18 protein-coding genes are annotated in these 20,046 nt (G+C 67.8%); 13 read left to right on the forward strand and 5 right to left on the reverse strand.

Going from position 1 to position 20,046, the window contains the following annotated elements:
- Positions 1 to 24 precede the first annotated feature (24 nt).
- The 4 genes from DU478_RS03760 to DU478_RS03775 are packed head-to-tail and all read left to right on the forward strand — an operon-like array spanning position 25 to position 6,702.
- A complete protein-coding gene (locus tag DU478_RS03760) occupies positions 25 to 1,032 on the forward strand; it encodes an AAA family ATPase (protein WP_114509597.1) in 1,008 nt (335 codons plus the stop codon).
- Positions 1,029 to 1,904: a DUF58 domain-containing protein gene (locus tag DU478_RS03765; RefSeq protein ID WP_114509598.1), complete on the forward strand. Its 876-nt coding sequence runs from the start codon at positions 1,029 to 1,031 to the stop codon at positions 1,902 to 1,904. Before DU478_RS03760 ends, DU478_RS03765 begins: the two co-directional genes overlap by 4 nt.
- Complete coding sequence (locus DU478_RS03770; protein WP_114509599.1) at positions 1,901 to 4,663, forward strand: DUF4159 domain-containing protein; 2,763 nt, start codon at positions 1,901 to 1,903, stop codon at positions 4,661 to 4,663. Before DU478_RS03765 ends, DU478_RS03770 begins: the two co-directional genes overlap by 4 nt.
- Positions 4,660 to 6,702: a glutamine amidotransferase gene (locus DU478_RS03775; protein WP_114509600.1), complete on the forward strand. Its 2,043-nt coding sequence runs from the start codon at positions 4,660 to 4,662 to the stop codon at positions 6,700 to 6,702. The genes DU478_RS03770 and DU478_RS03775 overlap by 4 nt, the downstream gene beginning before the upstream one ends.
- 62 nt (positions 6,703 to 6,764) lie before the next feature.
- Here DU478_RS03775 and DU478_RS03780 read toward each other — a convergent pair whose 3' ends face one another.
- From DU478_RS03780 to DU478_RS03790, 3 genes are read right to left on the reverse strand one after another with little or no spacing between them, the layout of a single operon-like run.
- A complete protein-coding gene (locus DU478_RS03780) occupies positions 6,765 to 7,127 on the reverse strand; it encodes a hypothetical protein (RefSeq protein ID WP_114509714.1) in 363 nt (120 codons plus the stop codon).
- Positions 7,128 to 7,164: 37 nt separating this feature from the next.
- Positions 7,165 to 7,890 carry a DUF599 domain-containing protein gene (locus DU478_RS03785; RefSeq protein WP_114509601.1) on the reverse strand — a complete coding sequence of 242 codons (726 nt, stop codon included), beginning with the start codon at positions 7,888 to 7,890 and terminating at the stop codon, positions 7,165 to 7,167.
- Positions 7,890 to 8,300 carry a CopD family protein gene (locus tag DU478_RS03790; protein ID WP_114509602.1) on the reverse strand — a complete coding sequence of 137 codons (411 nt, stop codon included), beginning with the start codon at positions 8,298 to 8,300 and terminating at the stop codon, positions 7,890 to 7,892. The genes DU478_RS03785 and DU478_RS03790 overlap by 1 nt, the downstream gene beginning before the upstream one ends.
- A 117-nt stretch (positions 8,301 to 8,417) precedes the next feature.
- On the opposite strand from DU478_RS03790, the gene DU478_RS03795 reads away from it, so the two are divergent.
- From DU478_RS03795 to DU478_RS03825, 7 genes are all read left to right on the forward strand, one after another.
- The gene (locus DU478_RS03795) at positions 8,418 to 9,866 is read left to right on the forward strand and encodes an FAD-linked oxidase C-terminal domain-containing protein (protein ID WP_114509603.1); all 1,449 of its coding nucleotides are present in this window, start codon (positions 8,418 to 8,420) and stop codon (positions 9,864 to 9,866) included.
- Between the two features lie 48 nt (positions 9,867 to 9,914).
- On the forward strand, positions 9,915 to 11,018 hold the full coding sequence (glcE, locus tag DU478_RS03800; RefSeq protein WP_199488285.1) for a glycolate oxidase subunit GlcE: 1,104 nt from the start codon (positions 9,915 to 9,917) through the stop codon (positions 11,016 to 11,018).
- On the forward strand, positions 11,015 to 11,353 hold the full coding sequence (locus DU478_RS03805; RefSeq protein ID WP_114509605.1) for a hypothetical protein: 339 nt from the start codon (positions 11,015 to 11,017) through the stop codon (positions 11,351 to 11,353). The genes glcE and DU478_RS03805 overlap by 4 nt, the downstream gene beginning before the upstream one ends.
- Positions 11,354 to 12,721 (forward strand): glycolate oxidase subunit GlcF, encoded by a 1,368-nt coding sequence (glcF, locus tag DU478_RS03810; RefSeq protein WP_114509606.1) that lies wholly within the window; start codon positions 11,354 to 11,356, stop codon positions 12,719 to 12,721.
- Between the two features lie 118 nt (positions 12,722 to 12,839).
- Entirely contained in the window at positions 12,840 to 13,604 is a 765-nt protein-coding gene (locus DU478_RS03815; protein ID WP_233501105.1) for a trypsin-like serine peptidase, read from the forward strand.
- Positions 13,601 to 14,443: a trypsin-like serine peptidase gene (locus tag DU478_RS03820; RefSeq protein ID WP_233501097.1), complete on the forward strand. Its 843-nt coding sequence runs from the start codon at positions 13,601 to 13,603 to the stop codon at positions 14,441 to 14,443. The genes DU478_RS03815 and DU478_RS03820 overlap by 4 nt, the downstream gene beginning before the upstream one ends.
- Positions 14,444 to 14,579: 136 nt before the next feature.
- On the forward strand, positions 14,580 to 15,047 hold the full coding sequence (locus DU478_RS03825) for an Hsp20 family protein (RefSeq protein WP_114509608.1): 468 nt from the start codon (positions 14,580 to 14,582) through the stop codon (positions 15,045 to 15,047).
- Between the two features lie 56 nt (positions 15,048 to 15,103).
- Here DU478_RS03825 and DU478_RS03830 read toward each other — a convergent pair whose 3' ends face one another.
- The gene (locus tag DU478_RS03830) at positions 15,104 to 16,075 is read right to left on the reverse strand and encodes an NAD(P)-dependent alcohol dehydrogenase (protein ID WP_114509609.1); all 972 of its coding nucleotides are present in this window, start codon (positions 16,073 to 16,075) and stop codon (positions 15,104 to 15,106) included.
- A 162-nt stretch (positions 16,076 to 16,237) separates the two neighbouring features.
- Positions 16,238 to 17,713 carry an NAD-dependent succinate-semialdehyde dehydrogenase gene (locus DU478_RS03835; protein ID WP_114509610.1) on the reverse strand — a complete coding sequence of 492 codons (1,476 nt, stop codon included), beginning with the start codon at positions 17,711 to 17,713 and terminating at the stop codon, positions 16,238 to 16,240.
- Positions 17,714 to 17,791: 78 nt separating this feature from the next.
- On the opposite strand from DU478_RS03835, the gene DU478_RS03840 reads away from it, so the two are divergent.
- Together DU478_RS03840 and DU478_RS03845 are read left to right on the forward strand one after the other, a co-directional pair.
- Positions 17,792 to 18,583 (forward strand): alpha/beta hydrolase, encoded by a 792-nt coding sequence (locus DU478_RS03840; RefSeq protein WP_114509611.1) that lies wholly within the window; start codon positions 17,792 to 17,794, stop codon positions 18,581 to 18,583.
- A gap of 221 nt (positions 18,584 to 18,804) precedes the next feature.
- Complete coding sequence (locus tag DU478_RS03845; RefSeq protein ID WP_114509612.1) at positions 18,805 to 20,010, forward strand: M24 family metallopeptidase; 1,206 nt, start codon at positions 18,805 to 18,807, stop codon at positions 20,008 to 20,010.
- Positions 20,011 to 20,046: the final 36 nt, after the last annotated feature.

Genomic DNA, 20,046 nt, shown 5'->3' on the forward strand with positions numbered 1-20,046 from the left:
GGTAGCCTGCACAGGAGAATTTCCATGGCCGACGCCGAAAATCTGGTCGCCGACATTGAGGCGCTGGAGCGCAAGCTGGCGGAAGCCAAGCAGGCGATCACCAAGCGGTTCATCGGGCAGGAGCGTGTCGTGGACCTGACCCTGTCGGCCTTGCTCTGCGGCGGACATGCGATCCTGATCGGCCTGCCCGGCTTGGGCAAGACGCGCCTGGTTGAGACGCTGAGCACGGTCATGGGCCTGAACGGCAACCGCGTGCAGTTCACGCCCGACCTGATGCCCGCCGACATCCTCGGCTCCGAGGTTCTGGAAACCGGCGCCGACGGCAGCCGCGGGTTCAAGTTCATCCCCGGCCCGATCTTCTGCCAACTTCTGATGGCGGACGAGATCAACCGCGCCTCGCCCCGCACGCAGTCTGCGCTCTTGCAGGCGATGCAGGAAAAGGTCGTGACCGTCGCCGGCATGGACCGCAAGCTCGACGCGCCGTTCCACGTGCTGGCGACGCAGAATCCGATCGAACAGGAAGGCACCTATCCCCTGCCCGAGGCGCAGCTTGACCGCTTTCTCGTGCAGATCGACGTGGCCTATCCCGACCGCGCCACCGAACGCGACATCCTTCTGGCCACCACCGGCACCGAGGATGCGCAGTCGCATCAGGTGTTCGACACCGAAAGCCTGCTTGCCGCGCAGACCTTGCTGCGCCGGATGCCCGTGGGCGACGCGGTGGTCGAGATGATCCTCGATCTGGTGCGCGCCTTCCGCCCCTCCGATCCGTCGGCGGGCGAGCGCGTGCGCGAAACCGTGGCCTGGGGCCCCGGCCCGCGCGCCGCGCAGGCGCTGATGCTGACCGTCCGCGCCCGCGCGCTTCTTCAGGGCCGGCTGGCGCCGTCGCCCGAGGATGTGCTCGACATGGCGCGCCCGGTGCTCACCCACCGCATGGCGCTGTCCTTCTCGGCCAAGGCCCGCGGCGAAGACCTCGGCGCGCTGATCGACCACGTGGCGCAGGGCATGATGCGCACCGAGGCCGCTGCGTGATACCAGCCCTCGCCCTAAGGCAGCAGGCAGAAGAGGAGGCGGCCCGTCTGCCCGCGCTGCTCGCCCGCGCCGAGAAACTGGCGGGCACCGTCCTCTTGGGCGAACATGGCCGCCGGCGGGCGGGCCAGGGCGACGATTTCTGGCAGTACCGCCCGCTGCAACCGGGCGATTCCCGCCGCAGCATCGATTGGCGCCGTTCGGCAAAGGGCGATTCGGATTTCGTCCGCGAACGCGAATGGCAGATCGCGCAAAGCGTGCTGCTCTGGCTCGATGGCGCGGCCTCGATGCGGTTTTCCAGCGACAAGAACCTGCCCACCAAGGCCGAACGCGCGCGGCTGCTGACCCTGGCGGCGGCGATCCTGCTCATCCGCGGCGGCGAACGCGTCGGCCTGACCGGCTGGACCCTTCCACCCCGGCGCGGGCAGGAACAGGTGCTGCGGCTCGCCGAAGCCTTTACCACGGACGATCCCGACGATTATGCCACGCCCGAGGCGCGCGGCATGCTGCCCCACGCCCGCGCCATCTTTGTCTCGGACTTCCTCGGCAACCTCGATCCGGTCGAAGCGGCGCTGACCAAGGCCGCCGACCGCGGCGTTCGCGGCGTCATGCTGCAGGTTCTCGACCCGGCCGAAGAGGCGTTTCCCTTCGAAGGCCGCACCATCTTTGAAAGCGTCGGCAAGTCGGTCGCGCACGAGACGCTCAAAGCCGGCGACCTGCGCAGCCGCTATCTAGACCGGCTGGCCGAGCGCAAGGCGCGGCTCGACACGCTGTGCCGACTCACCGGCTGGCAATACCGCTGCCATCACACCAACGCATCGGCGCAATCCGCGCTCCTGTGGATCTACCGCGCCATGGACGGAGGTCACGGATGACCCTTTTCGGCGCGCTCGGTTTCACCGCGCCCTGGCTGCTGCTGGGGCTGCTGGCCCTGCCGATCCTCTGGCTGATCCTGCGCGCGGTGCCGCCCGCGCCGATCCGCCGCCTGTTTCCGGGCGTGGTGCTGCTGCTTGGACTCAAGGATGACGAACAGGTCAGCGACCGCACGCCCTGGTGGCTCTTGCTGCTGCGCATGCTCGCCGTGGCGGCGGTGATCCTCGGCCTCGCCGGTCCTGTGCTGAACCCTGAACCCGAAGCCGCCGGATCGGGCGATGGCCCGCTGCTGGTGGTGATGGACGCCAGCTGGGCCAGCGCCGCCGACTGGCGCGCCCGGATCGAAGCGACGGACGCGCTGCTGGTGCAGGCGTCGCGCGCCGACCGCACCGCCGCGCTGGTGCGCCTGACCGATCCGGAGCCGCCGGTGTTCCAATCAGCCGACAGCCTGCGCAGTTCGCTGCCCGGCGTTGTGCCCGACCCCTGGCAGCCCGGTCCCGAAGAGGTGGCGCGCTTCATCGCCGCCCTGCCCGAGGGTGGCTTCGACACCTTCTGGCTCTCCGACGGGCTGGCGCGCGACGACCGCGAAGAGATGCTGGCGGCGCTTGAGGATCGCGGCGCGGTCACGGTCTTCGAAAGCCCGCGCAGCCTCTATGCGCTGCAACCCGCCACCTATGCCGACGGCAACGTGGTCCTGAACCTGCGCCGCCTGCGCCCCGGCCCCGAGGCCGAAGTCTCCATCGCCGCGCACGGTCTGGACCCGGCGGGCAACCCGGCCATCCTCGCCCGCATTCCGGGCCGGTTCGAGAGCGATGCGCGCGAGGCCACCGCCGAGCTATCGCTGCCGGCGGAACTGCGTGCCCGCATCACCCGCTTCGAGATCGAGGGCCAGCGCAGCGCCGGAGCCGTGGCGCTGCCCGACGATTCCCTGCGCCGCCGCGAGGTCGCGCTGATCGCCGGCAGCCAGGACCGCGAGGGGCTCGAACTGCTCTCGCCGTTGCACTACCTCACCCGCGCGCTGGAACCCAATGTCGATCTGCTGGACGGCGCTCTCATGGACATCCTGCCCGCAAACCCGGACGTGATCGTGCTGGCCGATGTCGCCACGCTCAGCGCCGCCGAGGAAGACGCGGTGCTGGAATGGATGGAGAACGGCGGGCTGCTCCTGCGCTTTGCCGGGCCGCGGCTGGCCGCAAGCGACGTCAGCCGCGACTCCGAAGATCCGCTGATGCCGGTGCGCCTGCGTGCGGGCGGCCGAACCGTCGGCGGTGCGATGAGCTGGGGCGAGCCGAAATCGCTGGCGCCCTTCGCGTCGGAAAGCCCGTTCTTCGGGCTGGAGATCCCCGAGGACGTCACCGTCACCGCCCAGGTCATGGCGCAGCCCGACCCGACGCTGGCCGACCGCGTCATTGCGCAGCTCGACGACGGCACGCCGCTGGTCACCCGCAAGCGCGTTGGCCAGGGGCAGGTCGTGCTGGTGCATGTCACCGCCAATGCCGAATGGTCGTCGCTGCCGCTCTCGGGCCTTTTCGTGCAGATGCTCGAACGTCTGGCCGTCTCCTCGACCCCCGCCATGCCCGAGGTGCAGGACATGGAGGGCACGGTCTGGCAGCCCGAGATGGTGCTCGACGCCTTTGGCGCGCCGCGCGATGCGGGCAACCTGCCGGGCGTCGCGGGCGAGGACCTTGTCACCGCGCCGCTGGGTCCCGACCTGCGCCCCGGTCTCTACCAGGGCGCGGAGCGGAGCCTTGCCCGCAACGTGGTGACCGCAGACACGGCGCTGGAGCCGGTCGTCTGGCCGCAAAACGTGCCGGTGCAGGGCATGATCCGGGCGCAGGAAACGCCGCTGGCGGGCTGGCTGCTGGCGCTGGCCATAGCCCTGCTGCTGGCGGACGTGATCGCGTCGCTGGCGCTGTCGGGCCGGTTGCGCAGCGCACGGGCCGCGGCGACCGTGCTTGCGGCTCTGATGCTGATGCCGCAGACCGGGCGCGCGCAGGATACGACCGACGCCATGGCGCTGGCCGCGACCTCAGAGGTGACGCTGGCGCATGTGCTGACAGGCGACGACCGCATCGACGACACCGCGCAGGCGGGGCTGCGCGGCCTGTCGGACACGCTGTTCTTCCGCACATCGGTCGAACCCGCCGACCCCATGGGCGTCGACCTCGAAACCGACGAACTGGCGTTCTTCCCGTTCCTCTACTGGCCGGTGACACCCGACCAGCCGACGCCCTCGGCCGAGGCCTATGCCAAGCTCAACACCTACCTGCGCTCGGGCGGCATGATCCTCTTCGACACCCGCGACGCCGACGTCGCCCGGTTCGGCGGATCGAGCCCCAACGGACGCAAGCTGCAGGCGCTGGCGGAACCGCTGGACATCCCGCCGCTGGAGCCGATCCCGCAGGACCACGTCCTGACCCGCACCTTCTACCTGTTGCAGGACTTCCCGGGCCGCCACGCCGGCCGCGACGTCTGGGTCGAAGCGGCGCCGCCCGATGCGGAGCTGATCGAAGGCATGCCCTTCCGCAACCTCAACGACAACGTCACACCCGTGGTCATTGGCGGCAACGACTGGGCCACCGCCTGGGCAACCGACGCGCGCGGCAACCCGAGCTTTCCCGTAGGCCGCGGTTTCGCCGGAGAACGGCAGCGCGAGATCGCCTACCGCTTCGGCGTCAACCTGGTCATGCACGTGCTGACCGGGAACTACAAATCCGACCAGGTGCACGTGCCTGCGCTTCTCGACAGGCTTGGACAATGACCGGAACCATCCTCTTCGACCCGCTTCTGCCCTGGCCGCTGGTGGCGGCTCTGGCCGCTTTGGCAGCTCTTGGCGTGGTGCTGGCGCTTTGGCGCGGGCTGTCGGGCTGGGCCTTGCGCGCGCTTGCGGGCCTGGTGCTGGTCGGCGCGCTGGCGCAGCCGTCCTACCAGGTCGAGGACCGCGCGCCGCTGTCGGATATCGTGCTCATGCTCGTCGACACCAGCGCCAGCCAGCGGCTGGCCGAGCGCGCGGGCGTCACCGAAGAGGCCGCGACAACGCTCGAGGCGCGGCTTGCAGGCCGTCCCAATACCGAGGTGCGCCGCATCGAGGTCGGCGACGGCGAGGAGGACACCGGCACGCTGCTGATGTCGGCGCTGAACGCGGCGCTGGCCGAAGAACCGCGCGCCCGGATCGCGGGCATCCTGCTTCTGTCCGACGGGCGGCTGCATGACCTGGAACGCGCGCCGGATTTGCCCGCGCCTATGCATCTTCTGATGACGGGTCTCGAGACCGACTGGGATCGCCGCCTGATCGTCCGCAACGCGCCCGCTTTTGCGATCCTGGGCGAACCGGTGCAGCTGACCCTGCGGATCGAGGATGACGGGGCCGCACCGGAGGTGGACAGCACGACGCTGAACATCTCTGTCGACGGGGCCGAACCGCAAAGCTTCGAGGTCGCCGTGGGGCAGGACATCGAATTGCCCGTGACCCTGCCGCACGGCGGGCGCAACGTGATCCAGTTCACCGTGCCCGAGGCCGACGGAGAGCTGACCGACCGCAACAACTCGGCGCTGGTGCAGATCAATGGCGTCCGCGACCGGCTGCGCGTGCTGCTTGTCTCGGGCGAGCCGCATGCGGGCGGGCGCACCTGGCGCAACCTGCTGAAATCCGACAGTTCGGTCGACCTCGTGCATTTCACCATCCTGCGTCCGCCGGAAAAACAGGACGGCGTGCCGGTCACCGAACTGTCGCTGATCGCCTTTCCAACCCGCGAACTGTTCCTCGAGAAGATCGAGGATTTCGACCTGATCATCTTCGACCGCTACAAGCGGCGCGGCATCCTGCCGTCGATCTACCTCGATAACGTGCGCAACTACGTCGAGAACGGCGGCGCCGTGCTGATCGCCGCCGGTCCCGATTTCGCCAGCGCCGACAGCCTGTACCGATCGCCCCTGTCCGAGGTGCTGCCCGCGGAACCCACGGCGCGCGTGGTCGAGGAAGGTTACCGTCCCGCCATCACGGACCTTGGCGAACGCCACCCGGTCACCGCCGGCCTCACCGGTCAAGAGAGCTGGGGCCGCTGGCTGCGCCAGATCGAGGTGACGCCCGGCGACAGCGGCGACGTTGTGATGTCCGGCGTCGAGGATCGGCCTTTGCTGGTGCTCGACCGCGTGGGCGAAGGCCGCGTCGCATTGATGGCGTCGGATCACGCCTGGCTCTGGAACCGTGGTTACGAGGGCGGCGGACCGCAACTGGAGCTGTTGCGCCGGCTCGCGCACTGGATGATGAAGGAACCCGAGCTGGAAGAAGAGGCGCTCTTTGCCGAGCCCACCGGGCAGACTATGCGCATCATCCGCCGCACGCTGGAAGAGTCGGTCGGGACCGTGACCGTCACCCGCCCCGATGGCGAGACCGAAGAGGTCACGCTGGAAGAGGTGAGTCCCGGACGGTTCGAGGCGATCTATGAAGGGCCGCAGATCGGGCTCTACCGGCTGAGCGAGGGCGACCAGAACGCCGTCATCGGCCTAGGCCCCGCCGCGCCGCGCGAGTTCGAGCAGACCATCGCCTCGGCCGACGCGCTGGAGCCGGTGATCGACACCATGCGCGGCGGCGCGCCGCGGCTCGAAGACGGGCTGCCGCAACTGCGCGAGGTCAGCATGGGCCGCCCCGCCGCCGGGCGTGGCTGGATCGGCCTGACACCGCGTGACGCCTACGAGACGCTGAACGTCACGCAGACCCCGATCCTGCCGGCCTGGCTGGTGCTGCTGCTGGCCTCGGCGCTGATTGTCGGCGCCTGGCTGCGCGAAGGGCGCAGCTGAGCCAGCCGCGCGAAAATAAGCCTTGAACGCAGGGATCGCGCGTTGGCCTTTGCCTGGGCATTTCAGCCTTCTGGGGATAGCTCCATCTCGTAAACCGGTCCGGTCCAACCGTGGACCGAACACTTGGCGCGGATGAACACACGGCGCGTGCCGTCGGGCACGGTCACCGCGCTCAGCGACCGGGTGAAGGGCTGTTCGGCGACATGCGGATGCATCAGCTCGCGCACCGCGATCACGTGGCCATCGGCATCGACCACGTCCCAGCCATCGGCGTAATGATCCCATCCGGTGTCGGGATGTTTCAGCGTCACCTCGAACCGCCAGCCCATGCCGACCTTCTCGGCGGTGGCCGCGACCACCTCGGGCTCTTCGGCAAGCGCCAGTGCGGGGGTGCTTAGGGCAAGGATCACGGCAATCGGTTTCATGTCGGCCATCCTATCAGTATCGGCGCGGCGGCACGCGTCACGTGTGCGTGTCGAACATGTCATCGGAGGAGTCCAGCAAAACCCGCCGCGACTCCGACGCGAATTCACGGCGCAGGATCACCAGCGCCGTGAAGAGCGCCGCCAGGATCAGCGCCGCCCCGCCCAGCAGCCAGGCCGCCGCGGCGATGCCGAAATAGACCGACCGCAGCCCGCGGTTATAGCCGCGCGCGGCGGTGACGTTGATCTCTCCGGCCTTGGCGGCGCGGGGCATCGCCAGGGGGTCCTGCGGGTCGTTCGGCACCGCCGCCATGAGCACGGCGCAATACCCGAACAGCCGGTGCGACCAGACGAATTTCAGAAAGGCGTTGGTGGCGAAGACCAGCATCAGCATCAGCTTGACCTCCCAGACGAAGGTCGGCGCGCGGTCGAAGGTCAGGTCCTCGGCCACCCCCCGCAACAGGTCCGCGTTGCCGATCAGCGCCAGACCGCCGCCGATGGCGATCATGCTGGCCGAGGCGAAGAACGCCGTGCCCTGCCGCAGGTTGCCGATGATCTGCGAATCGAAGATGCGCGGATCGCGGCTGACGAAGTGTTTCATCCACTCGCGCCGGTAGTCCGCCATCAGCGCCGACACCGAAGGCCGCGTGCGCGGCGGATGTTCGATCAGCTGGGTCGAAGCAACCCAGACCAGCAGCAGGATCGCAACGGCGACCCGGTCGAGGGTCGAGAACAGTGCGATCTGCTCCAGCAGGTTCACCGGCATCAGAACGGCTTGACCACGACGACCCAGAGGATCGCGATGACCCCGAACACGCTGATCTCGTTGAAGATGCGCAGATAGCGGTCGGATTCGGTGAAGACCCCCCGCCGCGCCCGCAGCACCATGCGCCCGGTCCAGCCGTAATGCGCCGCAAGTGCCAGCACCAGCGCCAGCTTGACCCAGACCCAAGGCGCGAAGCCCCACTGGCCGCCGAGCCAGAGCCCGGTCAGAAGCGCGATCACCCCGAGCCCGGCGGAAAAGCGATAGAGCCGGATGGTCAGGTCGCCGAGCGGCCCGAAGTCGTTCAGCGCGGCATATTCGCGCTTCCAGTAGATCAGCGCGCGGGGCACGGCGAAGATGCTGGTCATCCAGCCCATCACGCAGAGAATGTGTATGATCTTGACCCAAGCCATGGCGAATCCCTGCGCCAGCGCGCAAGAATGCGCAAGATGCCGCAGGGAGCCGCCCCAAAAGTTTTTGCGAACGCGTCATTTTGGTATAGATATCTTACCAATCAGGAGGGAACCGCCATGCAGATGCCCACACCGGACTCCGCCATCCTAGCCCGCAAACCGCAGATCGTGGCGCGCCTGCAGAAGGTGCTGGCGCCGGACGCGGTGATTTCCGAAGAGGCCGAAACCCGCGCCTACGAATGCGATGCGCTGACCGCCTACCGCTGCCCGCCGCTGGCGGTGGTCCTGCCCGCCTCGACCGAAGAGGTGTCGGCGGTGCTGCGCATCTGTCACGAGGAAGACGTGCCGGTGGTGCCGCGCGGGTCGGGCACGTCGCTGGCCGGCGGCGCACTGCCGACCGCGGACTGCGTGATCCTTGGTGTCGCACGGCTGACCGAGGTTCTGGAGACCGACTACGACAACCGCTTCATCCGCGTCCAGACGGGGCGCACCAACCTGAGCGTCACCGGCGCCGTGGAGGAGAACGGTTTCTTCTATGCTCCTGACCCGTCGAGCCAGCTGGCCTGCGCCATCGCCGGCAACATCGCGATGAACTCGGGCGGCGCGCATTGCCTGAAATACGGGGTCACCACCAACAACCTGCTGGGCGTCACCATGGTGATGATGGACGGCACCGTGACCGAGATCGGCGGCGCGCATCTGGATGCGGCGGGCTATGACCTCTTGGGCCTGATCTGCGGGTCCGAAGGCCAGTTGGGCGTGGTCACCGAGGCGACGCTGCGCATCCTGCACAAGCCCGAAGGCGCGCGACCCGTCCTGATGGGATTCGACAGCAACGAGGTCGCGGGCGAATGTGTGTCGGACATCATCAAGGCGGGCGTCCTGCCGGTGGCGATCGAATTCATGGACCGCCCCTGCATCGAGGCCTGCGAAGCCTTTGCCAAGGCCGGCTACCCGATGTGCGAGGCGCTGCTGATCGTCGAGGTCGAAGGTTCGGATGCCGAGATCGACGAACAGCTGGGCCTGATCCTGCAGATCGCGCGCCGCCACAACCCGGTGGAGCTGCGCGAGGCCAAGGATGCCGACGAGGCCGGGCGCATCTGGCTGGGCCGCAAGTCGGCGTTTGGCGCAATGGGGCAGATCAACGACTACATGTGCCTTGACGGCACGATCCCGGTATCGTCCCTGCCGCATGTGCTGGGCCGCATCCGCGACTTGTCGGACCAGTACGGGCTCAAGGTCGCCAACGTCTTCCACGCGGGCGACGGCAACATGCATCCGCTGATTCTCTTCGATGCCAACAAGGAGGGCGACCTGGAACTCTGCGAGGCGTTGGGGGCGGACATCCTGCGGCTTTGCGTCGAGGTCGGCGGCTGCCTGACCGGCGAGCATGGGGTGGGCATCGAGAAGCGCGACCTGATGGTGGACCAGTACGATCCCGCCGACCTGGAGTGCCAGATGGCGGTCAAGGACGTGTTCGATCCGCAATGGCTGCTCAATCCCGCGAAGGTGTTTCCGCTGGATGCCTCGGAAAGCCGCCGCAGCCTTGCGCTGGCGGCGGAGTGACGACCGGGGCGCTGCCCCGGACCCCGGAGGTTTATTGGCAAGATGAAGATGATCCCAGAGACCGAGGCCGAGCTGGCCGAGAGCATCGCGGCGGCTACCGGTCCGTTGCACGTTCGCGGCGGCGGCACCCGCAGCGCCGGCGCGCCGCGCGGCGAGATTTTGCAGACCGGCGGGCTGAGCGGTATCACGCTTTACGAGCCCGGCGCGCTGACGATGGTGGCGCAGGCGGGCACGCCGCTGTCGGAGGTCGAGGCGGCGCTCGAGGCCGAGGGCCAGCGGCTGGCTTTCGAGCCGATGGATCACCGGCCGCTGCTGGGCACCGAGGGCACGCCCACCATCGGCGGGGTCGTCGCCGCCAACGTGTCAGGTCCGCGCCGCATCCAGGCCGGCGCCTGCCGGGATTTCATGCTGGGCGTGCGGTTCGTCGACGGCGCGGGCACCGTGGTCAAGAACGGCGGGCGGGTGATGAAGAACGTCACCGGCTACGATCTGGTGAAGCTGATGACCGGCAGCCGCGGCACGCTCGGGGTGCTGACCGAGGTCAGCTTCAAGGTCCTGCCGAAGCCCGCCTTCGAGGCTTCGCTTGTGTTGCACGGGCTGGACGCCGGGGCTGCGGTGGCGGCGCTGTCCTCGGCGTTGGGATCGCCCTTCGAGGTGTCGGGCGCCGCGCATGACCCGGCGGAGGGCGGTCGCACGCTTTTGCGGCTCGAGGGGTTCGAGGCGTCGGTGCGCTATCGCCTGAACCAGCTGACCGAGCGGCTGGGCGGCGAGGTCACGGTGCTGGAAGACGAGGACAGCACCGAGGTCTGGCGCGGACTGCGCGACGTCACCGCCTTTGCCGGGACCGAGGGCGACGTCTGGCGGCTGTCGGTCAAACCCTCGGACGCGGCGGCAGTGCTGGACCGGATGGGCGGCGAAGTGCGGACGCTGCTTGACTGGGGCGGCGGGCTGATCTGGGCGCTCGCGCCCGAGAGCACCGACCTGCGCGGGCGGCTGCACGGGGTGGGCGGTCATGCGACGCGTGTCCGTGCCAAGGACACGGACCTGCCGGTCTTTCATCCCGAACCCGCCCCGCTGGCACAGGTCAGCGCCGGGCTGCGCCAGCGCTTCGATCCGCGCGGCATCCTGAACCCCGGGTTGATGGGCACATGACCGACAGCCAGCTCTGGGCCTTCGCGGTCACGTTCCTGGCCGGGCCGTTCATCTACCTGATGCTGGTGCGCGCGCAGACGCCGCTGGTGCTGCTGCCTCTGGCTCTGGCGACCTTGGGCAGCACGGGGGCCGCCTTTGCGCTGAGCAAGTCGCAGCTGATCTGGTCGCTGGGGTCGCTCTGGCTGGCCTGGGTGCTGACGGTGACGCTGCTTGTGCTGGCGCTGAAACAACGGCTGACGCAGCCTCGCGCCTGGCGGGCCTGCTTCGTCATCGGCCTTCTTGCAACGACGCTGCCTTGGTTCGGCCTCGCTGCGGCACAAATGATGGTATCCTAAATGCAGACGACCTTTACCGAGAAACAGCTCGAGAAGCCCGACTTCAAACGCAGCAACGAGATCCTGCGCGCCTGCGTGCATTGCGGGTTCTGCACCGCGACCTGCCCGACCTACCAGGTGCTGGGCGACGAGTTGGACAGCCCGCGCGGCCGCATCTACCTGATCAAGGACATGCTTGAGAACGAGCGGGTGCCGGACGAGAAGACCGTGCGCCACATCGACCGCTGCCTGTCCTGCCTCGCCTGCATGACCACCTGCCCCTCGGGCGTGCATTACATGCACCTGGTGGACCACGCCCGCGCCTATATCGAGGAAAAGTACGACCGGCCCTGGTCGGATCGCGCGCTGCGCTGGATCCTGTCGAAGATCCTGCCCTACCCGACCCGCTTTCGCGTGGCGCTGCTGGGGGCAAAGATCGGTCGGCCCTTCGCCTTCTTGATGCCGGACGCGCGGCTCAAGGCGATGCTGGAAATGGCGCCCAAGACCATCCCGCCGGTCAGCCGCAACGACGATCCGCAAAGCTTTGCGCCCACCGCCCCGCGCCGGAAGCGTGTCGCACTGATGACCGGCTGCGCGCAGAAGGCGCTCAACACCGACATCAACGATGCCACCATCCGCCACCTCACGCGGCTGGGCTGCGAGGTGGTCGTGGCCAGGGGCGCCGGCTGCTGCGGCGCGCTCACCCATCACATGGGCAAGGTGGACGAAAGCCATGCATCGGCGGCGACCAATATCCGCGCCTGGGTGCGCGAGATGGATGGCGACGGGCTGGATGCCATCGTCGTCAACACCAGCGGTTGCGGCACGACGGTCAAGGATTACGGTCACATGTTCCGCAATGACAAACTGGCCGAGGAGGCCGCGCGGGTTTCGGCCATCGCCAAGGACGTGTCCGAAGTGCTGATCGACCTTGCCAAGGACGCGCCGGAGGACGAGGCGCCGCGCCCCGCCCGCGACGGGATCGCCGGGATCGACGCGCCGCATGGCTCCGACCCCTGTCCCGAAGGCCTGGTCGTGGCCTATCACGCCGCTTGTTCCCTGCAGCACGGCCAGCAGATCAAGACCTATCCCAAGGACCTGCTCAAACGCGCGGGCTTTACCGTGGTCGAACCGGCGGACAGCCATCTGTGCTGCGGCTCTGCAGGCACCTACAACCTGATGCAGCCCGAGATTTCCAAGCAGCTGAAGGCCCGTAAACTGCGCACCCTTGCCGCGAAAAAGCCCGATGTGATCGCCGCCGGCAACATCGGCTGCATGATGCAGCTGGCGGGCGGAGCCGAGGTGCCGGTGGTCCACACGGTCGAGCTTCTGGACTGGGCGGCGGGCGGTCCCAAACCGGCGGCCATGCGCGCCGGTGACAGGAGATAATTTCGGGCAAATAAGGCAGAAGCGCCCCAATTTTGCCGCATCTCGTGCCTATCACCGGGACTGCTGCTGAAGGAGATGTCCCGTGCGCCTGATTATGGGCATTGCCACCTGTGTCTTGATGTTTCTGCCCGTCGCTTCCCAGGCCGACGGGCTGTTTTCGCTGAATTCCACGCTTTACGGCCGCGAATGGGACGCGGTCGGCCGTCTCGAGATCGCCGGAGAGGCGTTCTGCACCGGCGCGCTCATCGCGCCCGATCTTGTGCTGACCGCCGCACATTGCGTATTCGACCCCGAAACCGGGGAACGCGTCGCCACCGACGAGATCCAGTTCCTCGCCGGCTGGCGCAACGGGCGCGCCGCCGCCTACCGCCGCGTGCGCCGTGCCGAACCGCATCCCGAATACGACTTTCGCGCCGCCTCCGACGCCGGCCGGGTCCGGGTGGACATCGCGCTGCTGGAATTGCAGCACCCGATCCGCAACGGCACGATCCAGCCGTTCGAGACCGGCAGCCGTCCCGATACCGGGGCCGAGGTCGGCGTCGTCTCCTATGCGCATGACCGCGCAGATGCGCCCAGCCTGCAGGATCTCTGCGACGTGATCTCGCGCCAGCAGGGCGTGCTGGTGATGTCCTGCACGGTGGATTTCGGAAGCTCCGGCTCTCCGGTCTTTTCCTTCGACGGCGACGCACCGCAGATCGTGTCGGTGGTGTCGGCCAAGGCCGAGGCCGATGGCGAAGCCGTGTCGCTCGGCACGTCGCTCGCCGGCCCGCTGTCAGAGCTGCGGGCCCTGATCGAGATGGACACGCGGCAGCTGACCGGCACCAGCCTGCAGCGTCCGGGCGTGCGGAACGACGCCACCGGCGCAAAGTTCGTGCGGCCGTGAGCGTGGTGCGCCTCCTCGCCGCCCTGGCGCTGTGCCTGGGCGTCACGCTGCCTGGCATCGCGCTGGCGCAGGACATGAACGGCTTGATCCCGATGCAGCGGCGCGGAGAGATCCTGGGCTGGGAAGCGGTTGGGCGCGTCGATCTGCCTGGCGGCATGTGCACCGGTGTGCTGATCGCCCCGGACGTGGCGCTGACCGCGGCGCATTGCGTCTATGACGCGCGCGGTGATCTGATCCCCGCGCGGGGCATCCTGTTCCGGGCCGGGTACTATCGCGGCCAGTCGATGGCCGATAGGCGCGTCGCGGCGGTCTATGCGCATCCGAACTATGTCGACGACACCAGCGGCCGGGTTTCCGGCGCGTCGATGGTCTTCGACGTGGCGCTCCTTCGGCTCGCGGCGCCGATTTCCTCGTCCGAGGCCGAACCCTTCGGGATCTTCGATGGCACGTTGGACGATCTGCCGGTCACGGTCGTCTCTTACGGCAACGGTCGGTCGGAGTACCTGTCGCGGCAGTCGGAATGCGCGGTCCTGCGCCGCTACGCCGCGGGCCAGATCGTCTTTGACTGCAACGTCACCTACGGGTCTTCGGGCGCGCCGGTCTTTGCCCGTACCCAGGGCCGCATTCGCATCCTGGCGCTGGTGTCGGCCATCGCCGAGGAACAGGATGTCGGCCGCCAGGGCGAATCCTACGGCATGGCGCTGCCCGAGCGGGTGGCCGAGCTCAAGGCGCTGATGCGCCGCGACGACGCGCTGCCCAAGGTCACCACCGGGGCCCGGCGGGTGCAGGTGGGCCAGCGCATGACGGCTCCCGGCGGCGCGCGTTTCGTGCGCCCCTGAGGGGTCTTGAAACGGCAAAATTGCCTCCCCAAATATATGTCATCGGAACGCCTAGACAGGGTTCCGGGATTGACAGACGCCTGTCCCGCGACGGGAAGGCGCATATGACAATGGTATCGCTCAATGGAGGATTCCCATGCGAAGCTTTGATCTTGCACCGCTCTACCGTGCAACCGTCGGGTTCGACCAGATCGCCGACATGATGGACCGGGTGCTGGCCAACGACGTGGCACAGCCGACCTATCCGCCTTACAACATCGAAAAGACCGCCGACGATGCCTACCGCATCTCGATCGCCGTGGCCGGTTTTTCCGATGCCGACCTGAATGTCGAGGTGAAGGATCACGCGCTTGTCGTCTCGGCCCGCAAGGCCGAGGACACGCAAGAGCGCACCTACCTGCATCGCGGCATCGCGACCCGCGCTTTCGAGCGCCGGTTCCAGCTGGCCGATCACGTCCGTGTCGTGGGCGCCAGCCATGCCGACGGAATGCTGCACATTGACCTGCAGCGCGAGATCCCCGAGGCGCTGAAACCGCGCCGGATCGAGATTGCCAAGGCCGACAGCGTCTCCAAGGACGTCGTGGACGCGAACACCGTAAACTGATCGGCGCCACCGTATGACGCACCCGAAGCCCCGGCATCCGCCGGGGCTTTTTCGTCTCATCCGTCGGGCATGGTCAGCACCGTCGCTCCCGCGCGGCTGCGCGTTTCGACACGAGCATAGGCATCACGGATATGCTCGAGCGGAAAGGTGGAATCGATGACCGGGCGCAACTTGCCGTCGTTCACCATCTCGACGAGACGCGCGAGATCGGCCGCGGTGTCGTCGCTGACCGCGATCCGCACCTGCGGGCCGCCGAAAAGCCGCGCGCGCAGGCTGGCCAAAATCTCGGCGATCTCGAAATTCAATGGCACGAACACTCCGTCGCGCGCCAGCAGGTGCTTCAGATGTCGTGGCCGTACCGCACCCACCGTGTCGAGCACCACATCGTATTGCCCCCAGTCGCGCACCGGCTGCACATGGCGGTCGATCATCCGCACCGCACCCAGATCGTGCCCCAGCCCGGCCCGCGCCGCGCTGGCGACGCCGGTGACCTTGGCCTTCATCGCGCGGGCGATCTGCGTGGCATAGGCCCCGACCCCGCCGGTCGCACCGACGATCAGTACGCGCTGCCCCCCCTTCAGTTGCGCGACGTCGCGCAGGAACACCAGCGCCGCCAGCCCGCCGAAGGGCAGCGCCGCGGCCTCTGCATCGGTGAGGTCGTCAGGCGTCGGAACGACCGCGCCATCCGCCTTGATGGCCAGGTATTCCGCATGCGCGCCCAGCCCGGCGCTGCCAAAGACCCGCTGCCCGACCGTGAAACCCTCGACTTCGTCTCCCAGTACCGCGACCTCTCCGGCAAAGTCGGCACCAAGGATCGGCTTGCGCGGCGCGGTGACCCCGAACATCAGCCGCCCGGGCAAGGCCAGAATGCCCGGAAAGGCCGCGGCGCGCAGACGCCAGTCGGCGGTCGTCACGGCGGCGGCCCGGACCCGCACGAGAATCTCGCCCGGTCCCGGCTCCGGTTGCGGCACATCGGTCACGGCGACGACCGACGGCGGGCCGTAGCGTTTGTAGACAGCGGCTTGCATGGCGGGCGCTCCGGTTTTGCTGGATCCGAATGAGGGCCGCGACGCTACCGGGGCATTGAGCGCGTGCCAAGGCTGGAAAGCCTTACCTTCAACACGGCAAAAGAACACAAAAAAGCCCCCCGGCCTCGACGGTCGGGGGGCTGCTGACGCGTCCCGGTCGGATCAGACCGCCAGGCAGACGTATTTCATCTCGAGGTAGTCCTCGATGCCGTGGTGGCTGCCTTCGCGGCCAAGGCCGGACTGCTTGACGCCGCCGAAGGGTGCGACCTCGGTCGAGATGATGCCGGTGTTCACGCCGACGATGCCGTATTCCAGCGCCTCGGCCACCTTGTAGACCCGGCTCAGATCCTTGGCGTAGAAATACGACGCCAGGCCGAAGATCGTGTCGTTGGCCAGTTCGATCACCTCGTCCTCGTCCTCGAACTTGAAGAGCGGGGCGAGGGGGCCAAAGGTTTCTTCGGTCGAGAAGGCCATGTCCTTGGTCGCGCCCGTGACGATGGTCGGGCCGAAGAAGTTGCCGGACATCTCGTGCGCTTCGCCGCCCAGGATCACCTTGGCGCCCTTGGCCTTGGCGTCGGCGATATGCTCCTGCACCTTGTCGATGGCGTCGTGGTTGATGAGCGGACCAAGGTCGGTGCCCTCTTCGAGACCGTCGCCGACCTTCATCTTCTCGACCCGCGCTTTCAGCTTCTCGGCAAAGGCGTCATAGACGCCCGCCTGAACGTAAAGCCGGTTGGCGCAGACGCAGGTCTGGCCGTTGTTGCGGAACTTGCACATGATGGCGCCTTCGACCGCGGCATCGAGGTCGGCGTCGTCGAAGACGATAAAGGGCGCATTGCCGCCCAACTCCATGGAGCATTTCATCACCTGGTCGGCGGCCTGCTTGAGCAGGATGCGCCCCACTTCGGTCGAGCCGGTGAAGGTCAGCTTGCGCACGGCGGGGTTCTCGCAGAATTCCTTGCCCACGGCAGAGGCCGAGGACGAGGTCACCACGTTGAAGACGCCCGCCGGGATACCCGCGCGTTCCGCCAGAACACCCAGAACGATGGCCGAGAGCGGCGTTTCCTTGGCGGGACGCGCGACAAAGGCGCAGCCGGCGGCCAGCGCCGGGCCGGCCTTGCGGGTGATCATGGCGTTCGGAAAGTTCCAGGGCGTGATCGACGCGGCGACGCCGATCGGCTGCTTCATCACCATGATGCGCTTGTCGCGCTGGTGGCCGGGTATCATCTCGCCGTAGACGCGCTTGGCCTCCTCGCCGAAGAATTCGATGAAGGACGCGCCATAGCCTATCTCGCCCTTGGCTTCGGCCAGCGGCTTGCCCTGTTCGGCAGTCAGGATCAGGCCCAGGTCGTGCTGGTTCTCCATCATCAGGTCGAACCACTTGCGCATCACGGCGGCGCGTTCCTTGCCGGTCCACTTGGCCCAGTCCTTCTGGGCCTTTTCGGCCTTGGCGATGGCATCAGCCACCTGATCGCGGCTCAGGTCGGCGACCTGCGCGACCACGTCGCCGCGGGCCGGGTTGGTCACGTCGAAGGTGCCGTTGTCGCCGTCCACCCACTGACCGCCGATATAGGCGCGGGTTTCCAGCAGTGACGGGTCGTTGAGAAGGCTGGCGAGGTTTGTGGTCTGGTCGAGCATGAGTCTCTCCGGTTTCGGTACTGCGCGCGGCAGGGGATCTGCTATGCGTATAGTCCAGCGCCCAAAGGAGGGAAAGCCATGGACCTGGACGACGCCTATGACAATGCCGGACATATCACGGGATCGGACGAATATCCGCCCCGCTGGGCCGCCGAGGCCGAGGCGTTCCGTCAACGTCAGGGGGTCATCGGCCGGGCGCGTCTGGGGCTGATGTACGGCCATGGAACGCGGCAGGCCTTCGATTTGTTCCTGCCGGACCTGACGCCCAGGGGCCTGCTGATCTTCGTACACGGCGGCTATTGGCGGCGCTTCGACCGCTCGCTCTGGTCGCATTTCGCGACCGGCGCGCTGGGGCACGAATGGGCGGTCGCGATGCCCTCTTACGACCTCGTGCCACGGGTGCGCATTTCGCACATCACGCAGCAGGTGGCCCAAGCCATCGGCGTGATGGCCCGGGAGGTCGCGGGCCCGATCCGTCTGGTCGGACATTCCGCCGGGGGTCACCTGGTCGCGCGGATGCTGGCGCCCGAGATGCTGGCCGCCGATGTGGCCGGGCGGATCGAGCACGCGATGGCGATTTCGGCCGTCTCCGACCTGCGCCCGCTCTGCGACCTGGCGATGAACGCAGATTTCCGTCTCGACGCAGCCGAGGCCCATGCCGAAAGCCCGATCTTCCAGCCCCGTCCCGAGGTGCCCGTCACGGTCTGGGTTGGGGCCGAGGAACGACCGGTCTTCCTCGACCAGTCGCGCTGGCTGGCCGAGGCCTGGCGGGCAGGGCACATCATCGACGAGGGCAAGCACCATTTCGACGTGATCGACGGTCTGCAGGACCCCGACAGCGCCATGGTCAGGCGGCTGCTGACGCTTTAGGAACATCGTCGCTGCATCCGCGCGGGAAGACGCACCGGCCCTCTTGCCCAGCGTCAAATTCCATCGTATCGCTTGCGCCAGAGGCGGGCCGATGGCGTCGGCCCCCGTGGTCTTCCACACCTCTTTTCAGTCCTGAACGCCGGGACCTTTCTTTGTCGCAACGCGGCGGAGCGGGTCAACGGCACACCCTCCGACCAAGCGGCAACCAGACGGAGGGTCACATGACGGAACGTCCCGAATCCTACCGCTTTCACAACGGCACCAAGGCGCCCCTGCCCTTCGCGCCCGCCGAATACGACGCGCGCCTCGCCGGTCTGCGCCGCAGCATGGCCGAGCTGGGCGTCGACGCCTGCGTGCTGACCTCGATGCACGCGATCGCCTACTACTCCGGCTTTCTCTACTGTTCGTTCGGACGGCCCTATGGCCTTGTCGTGACGAATACCGACAGCATCACCATCAGCGCCGGGATCGACGCGGGCCAACCCTGGCGGCGCTGTCACGGCGACAACATCACCTACACAGACTGGCAACGCGACAACTTCTGGCGCGCGATCCTGTCGGTCACCGGCCCGGGCCGTGCCATCGGGTACGAGGCGGATCACCTGACGCTGCAGGGCATGGGCAAGCTCGACCACTTCCTGCAGCCGCGCGCCAAGGTCGCGGTCAACGACGCCGCGATGCGCCAACGCTTGCACAAGTCCGCCGCCGAGATCGCGCTCATCCGCGAAGGCGCGCGGGTGGCGGATGTGGGCGGCTACGCGATCCGCGACGTGATCCGCGAAGGCACACGCGAGATCGACGTGGCCATGGCCGGCCGCGATGCGATGGAGGCCGAGATCGCCCGCGCCTTCCCGGAGGCCGAGTATCGCGACACCTGGGTCTGGTTTCAGTCGGGGTTGAACACCGACGGCGCCCACAACCCGGTCACGGCGCGCAGGCTGGAACGCGGCGACATCCTGTCGCTCAACACCTTCCCGATGATCTCGGGCTACTACACCGCCCTCGAACGGACGCTCTTCGTCGGAGAGGCGGACGACGCCTCGCTGGCGATCTGGGAGGCGAACGTGGCCACCCACGAATACGGCATGTCGCTGCTGAAACCGGGGTTCACCTGCGCCGCGGTGACGCAAAAGATCAACGCCTTCCTCGCCGAGCGCGACCTTCTGCAGTACCGCACCTTCGGCTACGGCCATTCCTTCGGCGTGCTGTCGCATTACTACGGGCGCGAAGCCGGGCTGGAACTGCGCGAGGATATCGACGCGGTGCTGGAGCCGGGCATGGTCATCTCGATGGAACCGATGCTGACCATCCCCGCGGGCCAGCCGGGCGCGGGCGGGTATCGCGAACACGACATCCTGGTGATCACCGAAGAGGGCGCCGAGAACATCACCGGCTATCCCTACGGTCCAGGGTTCAACATCGTCTGATCCCCTGCGCGGCCCCGGCACCCGCCGGGGCCGTGC

This window comes from Thalassococcus profundi (genome assembly GCF_003344785.1).
In the GTDB taxonomy this organism is placed as follows: domain Bacteria; phylum Pseudomonadota; class Alphaproteobacteria; order Rhodobacterales; family Rhodobacteraceae; genus Puniceibacterium; species Puniceibacterium profundi.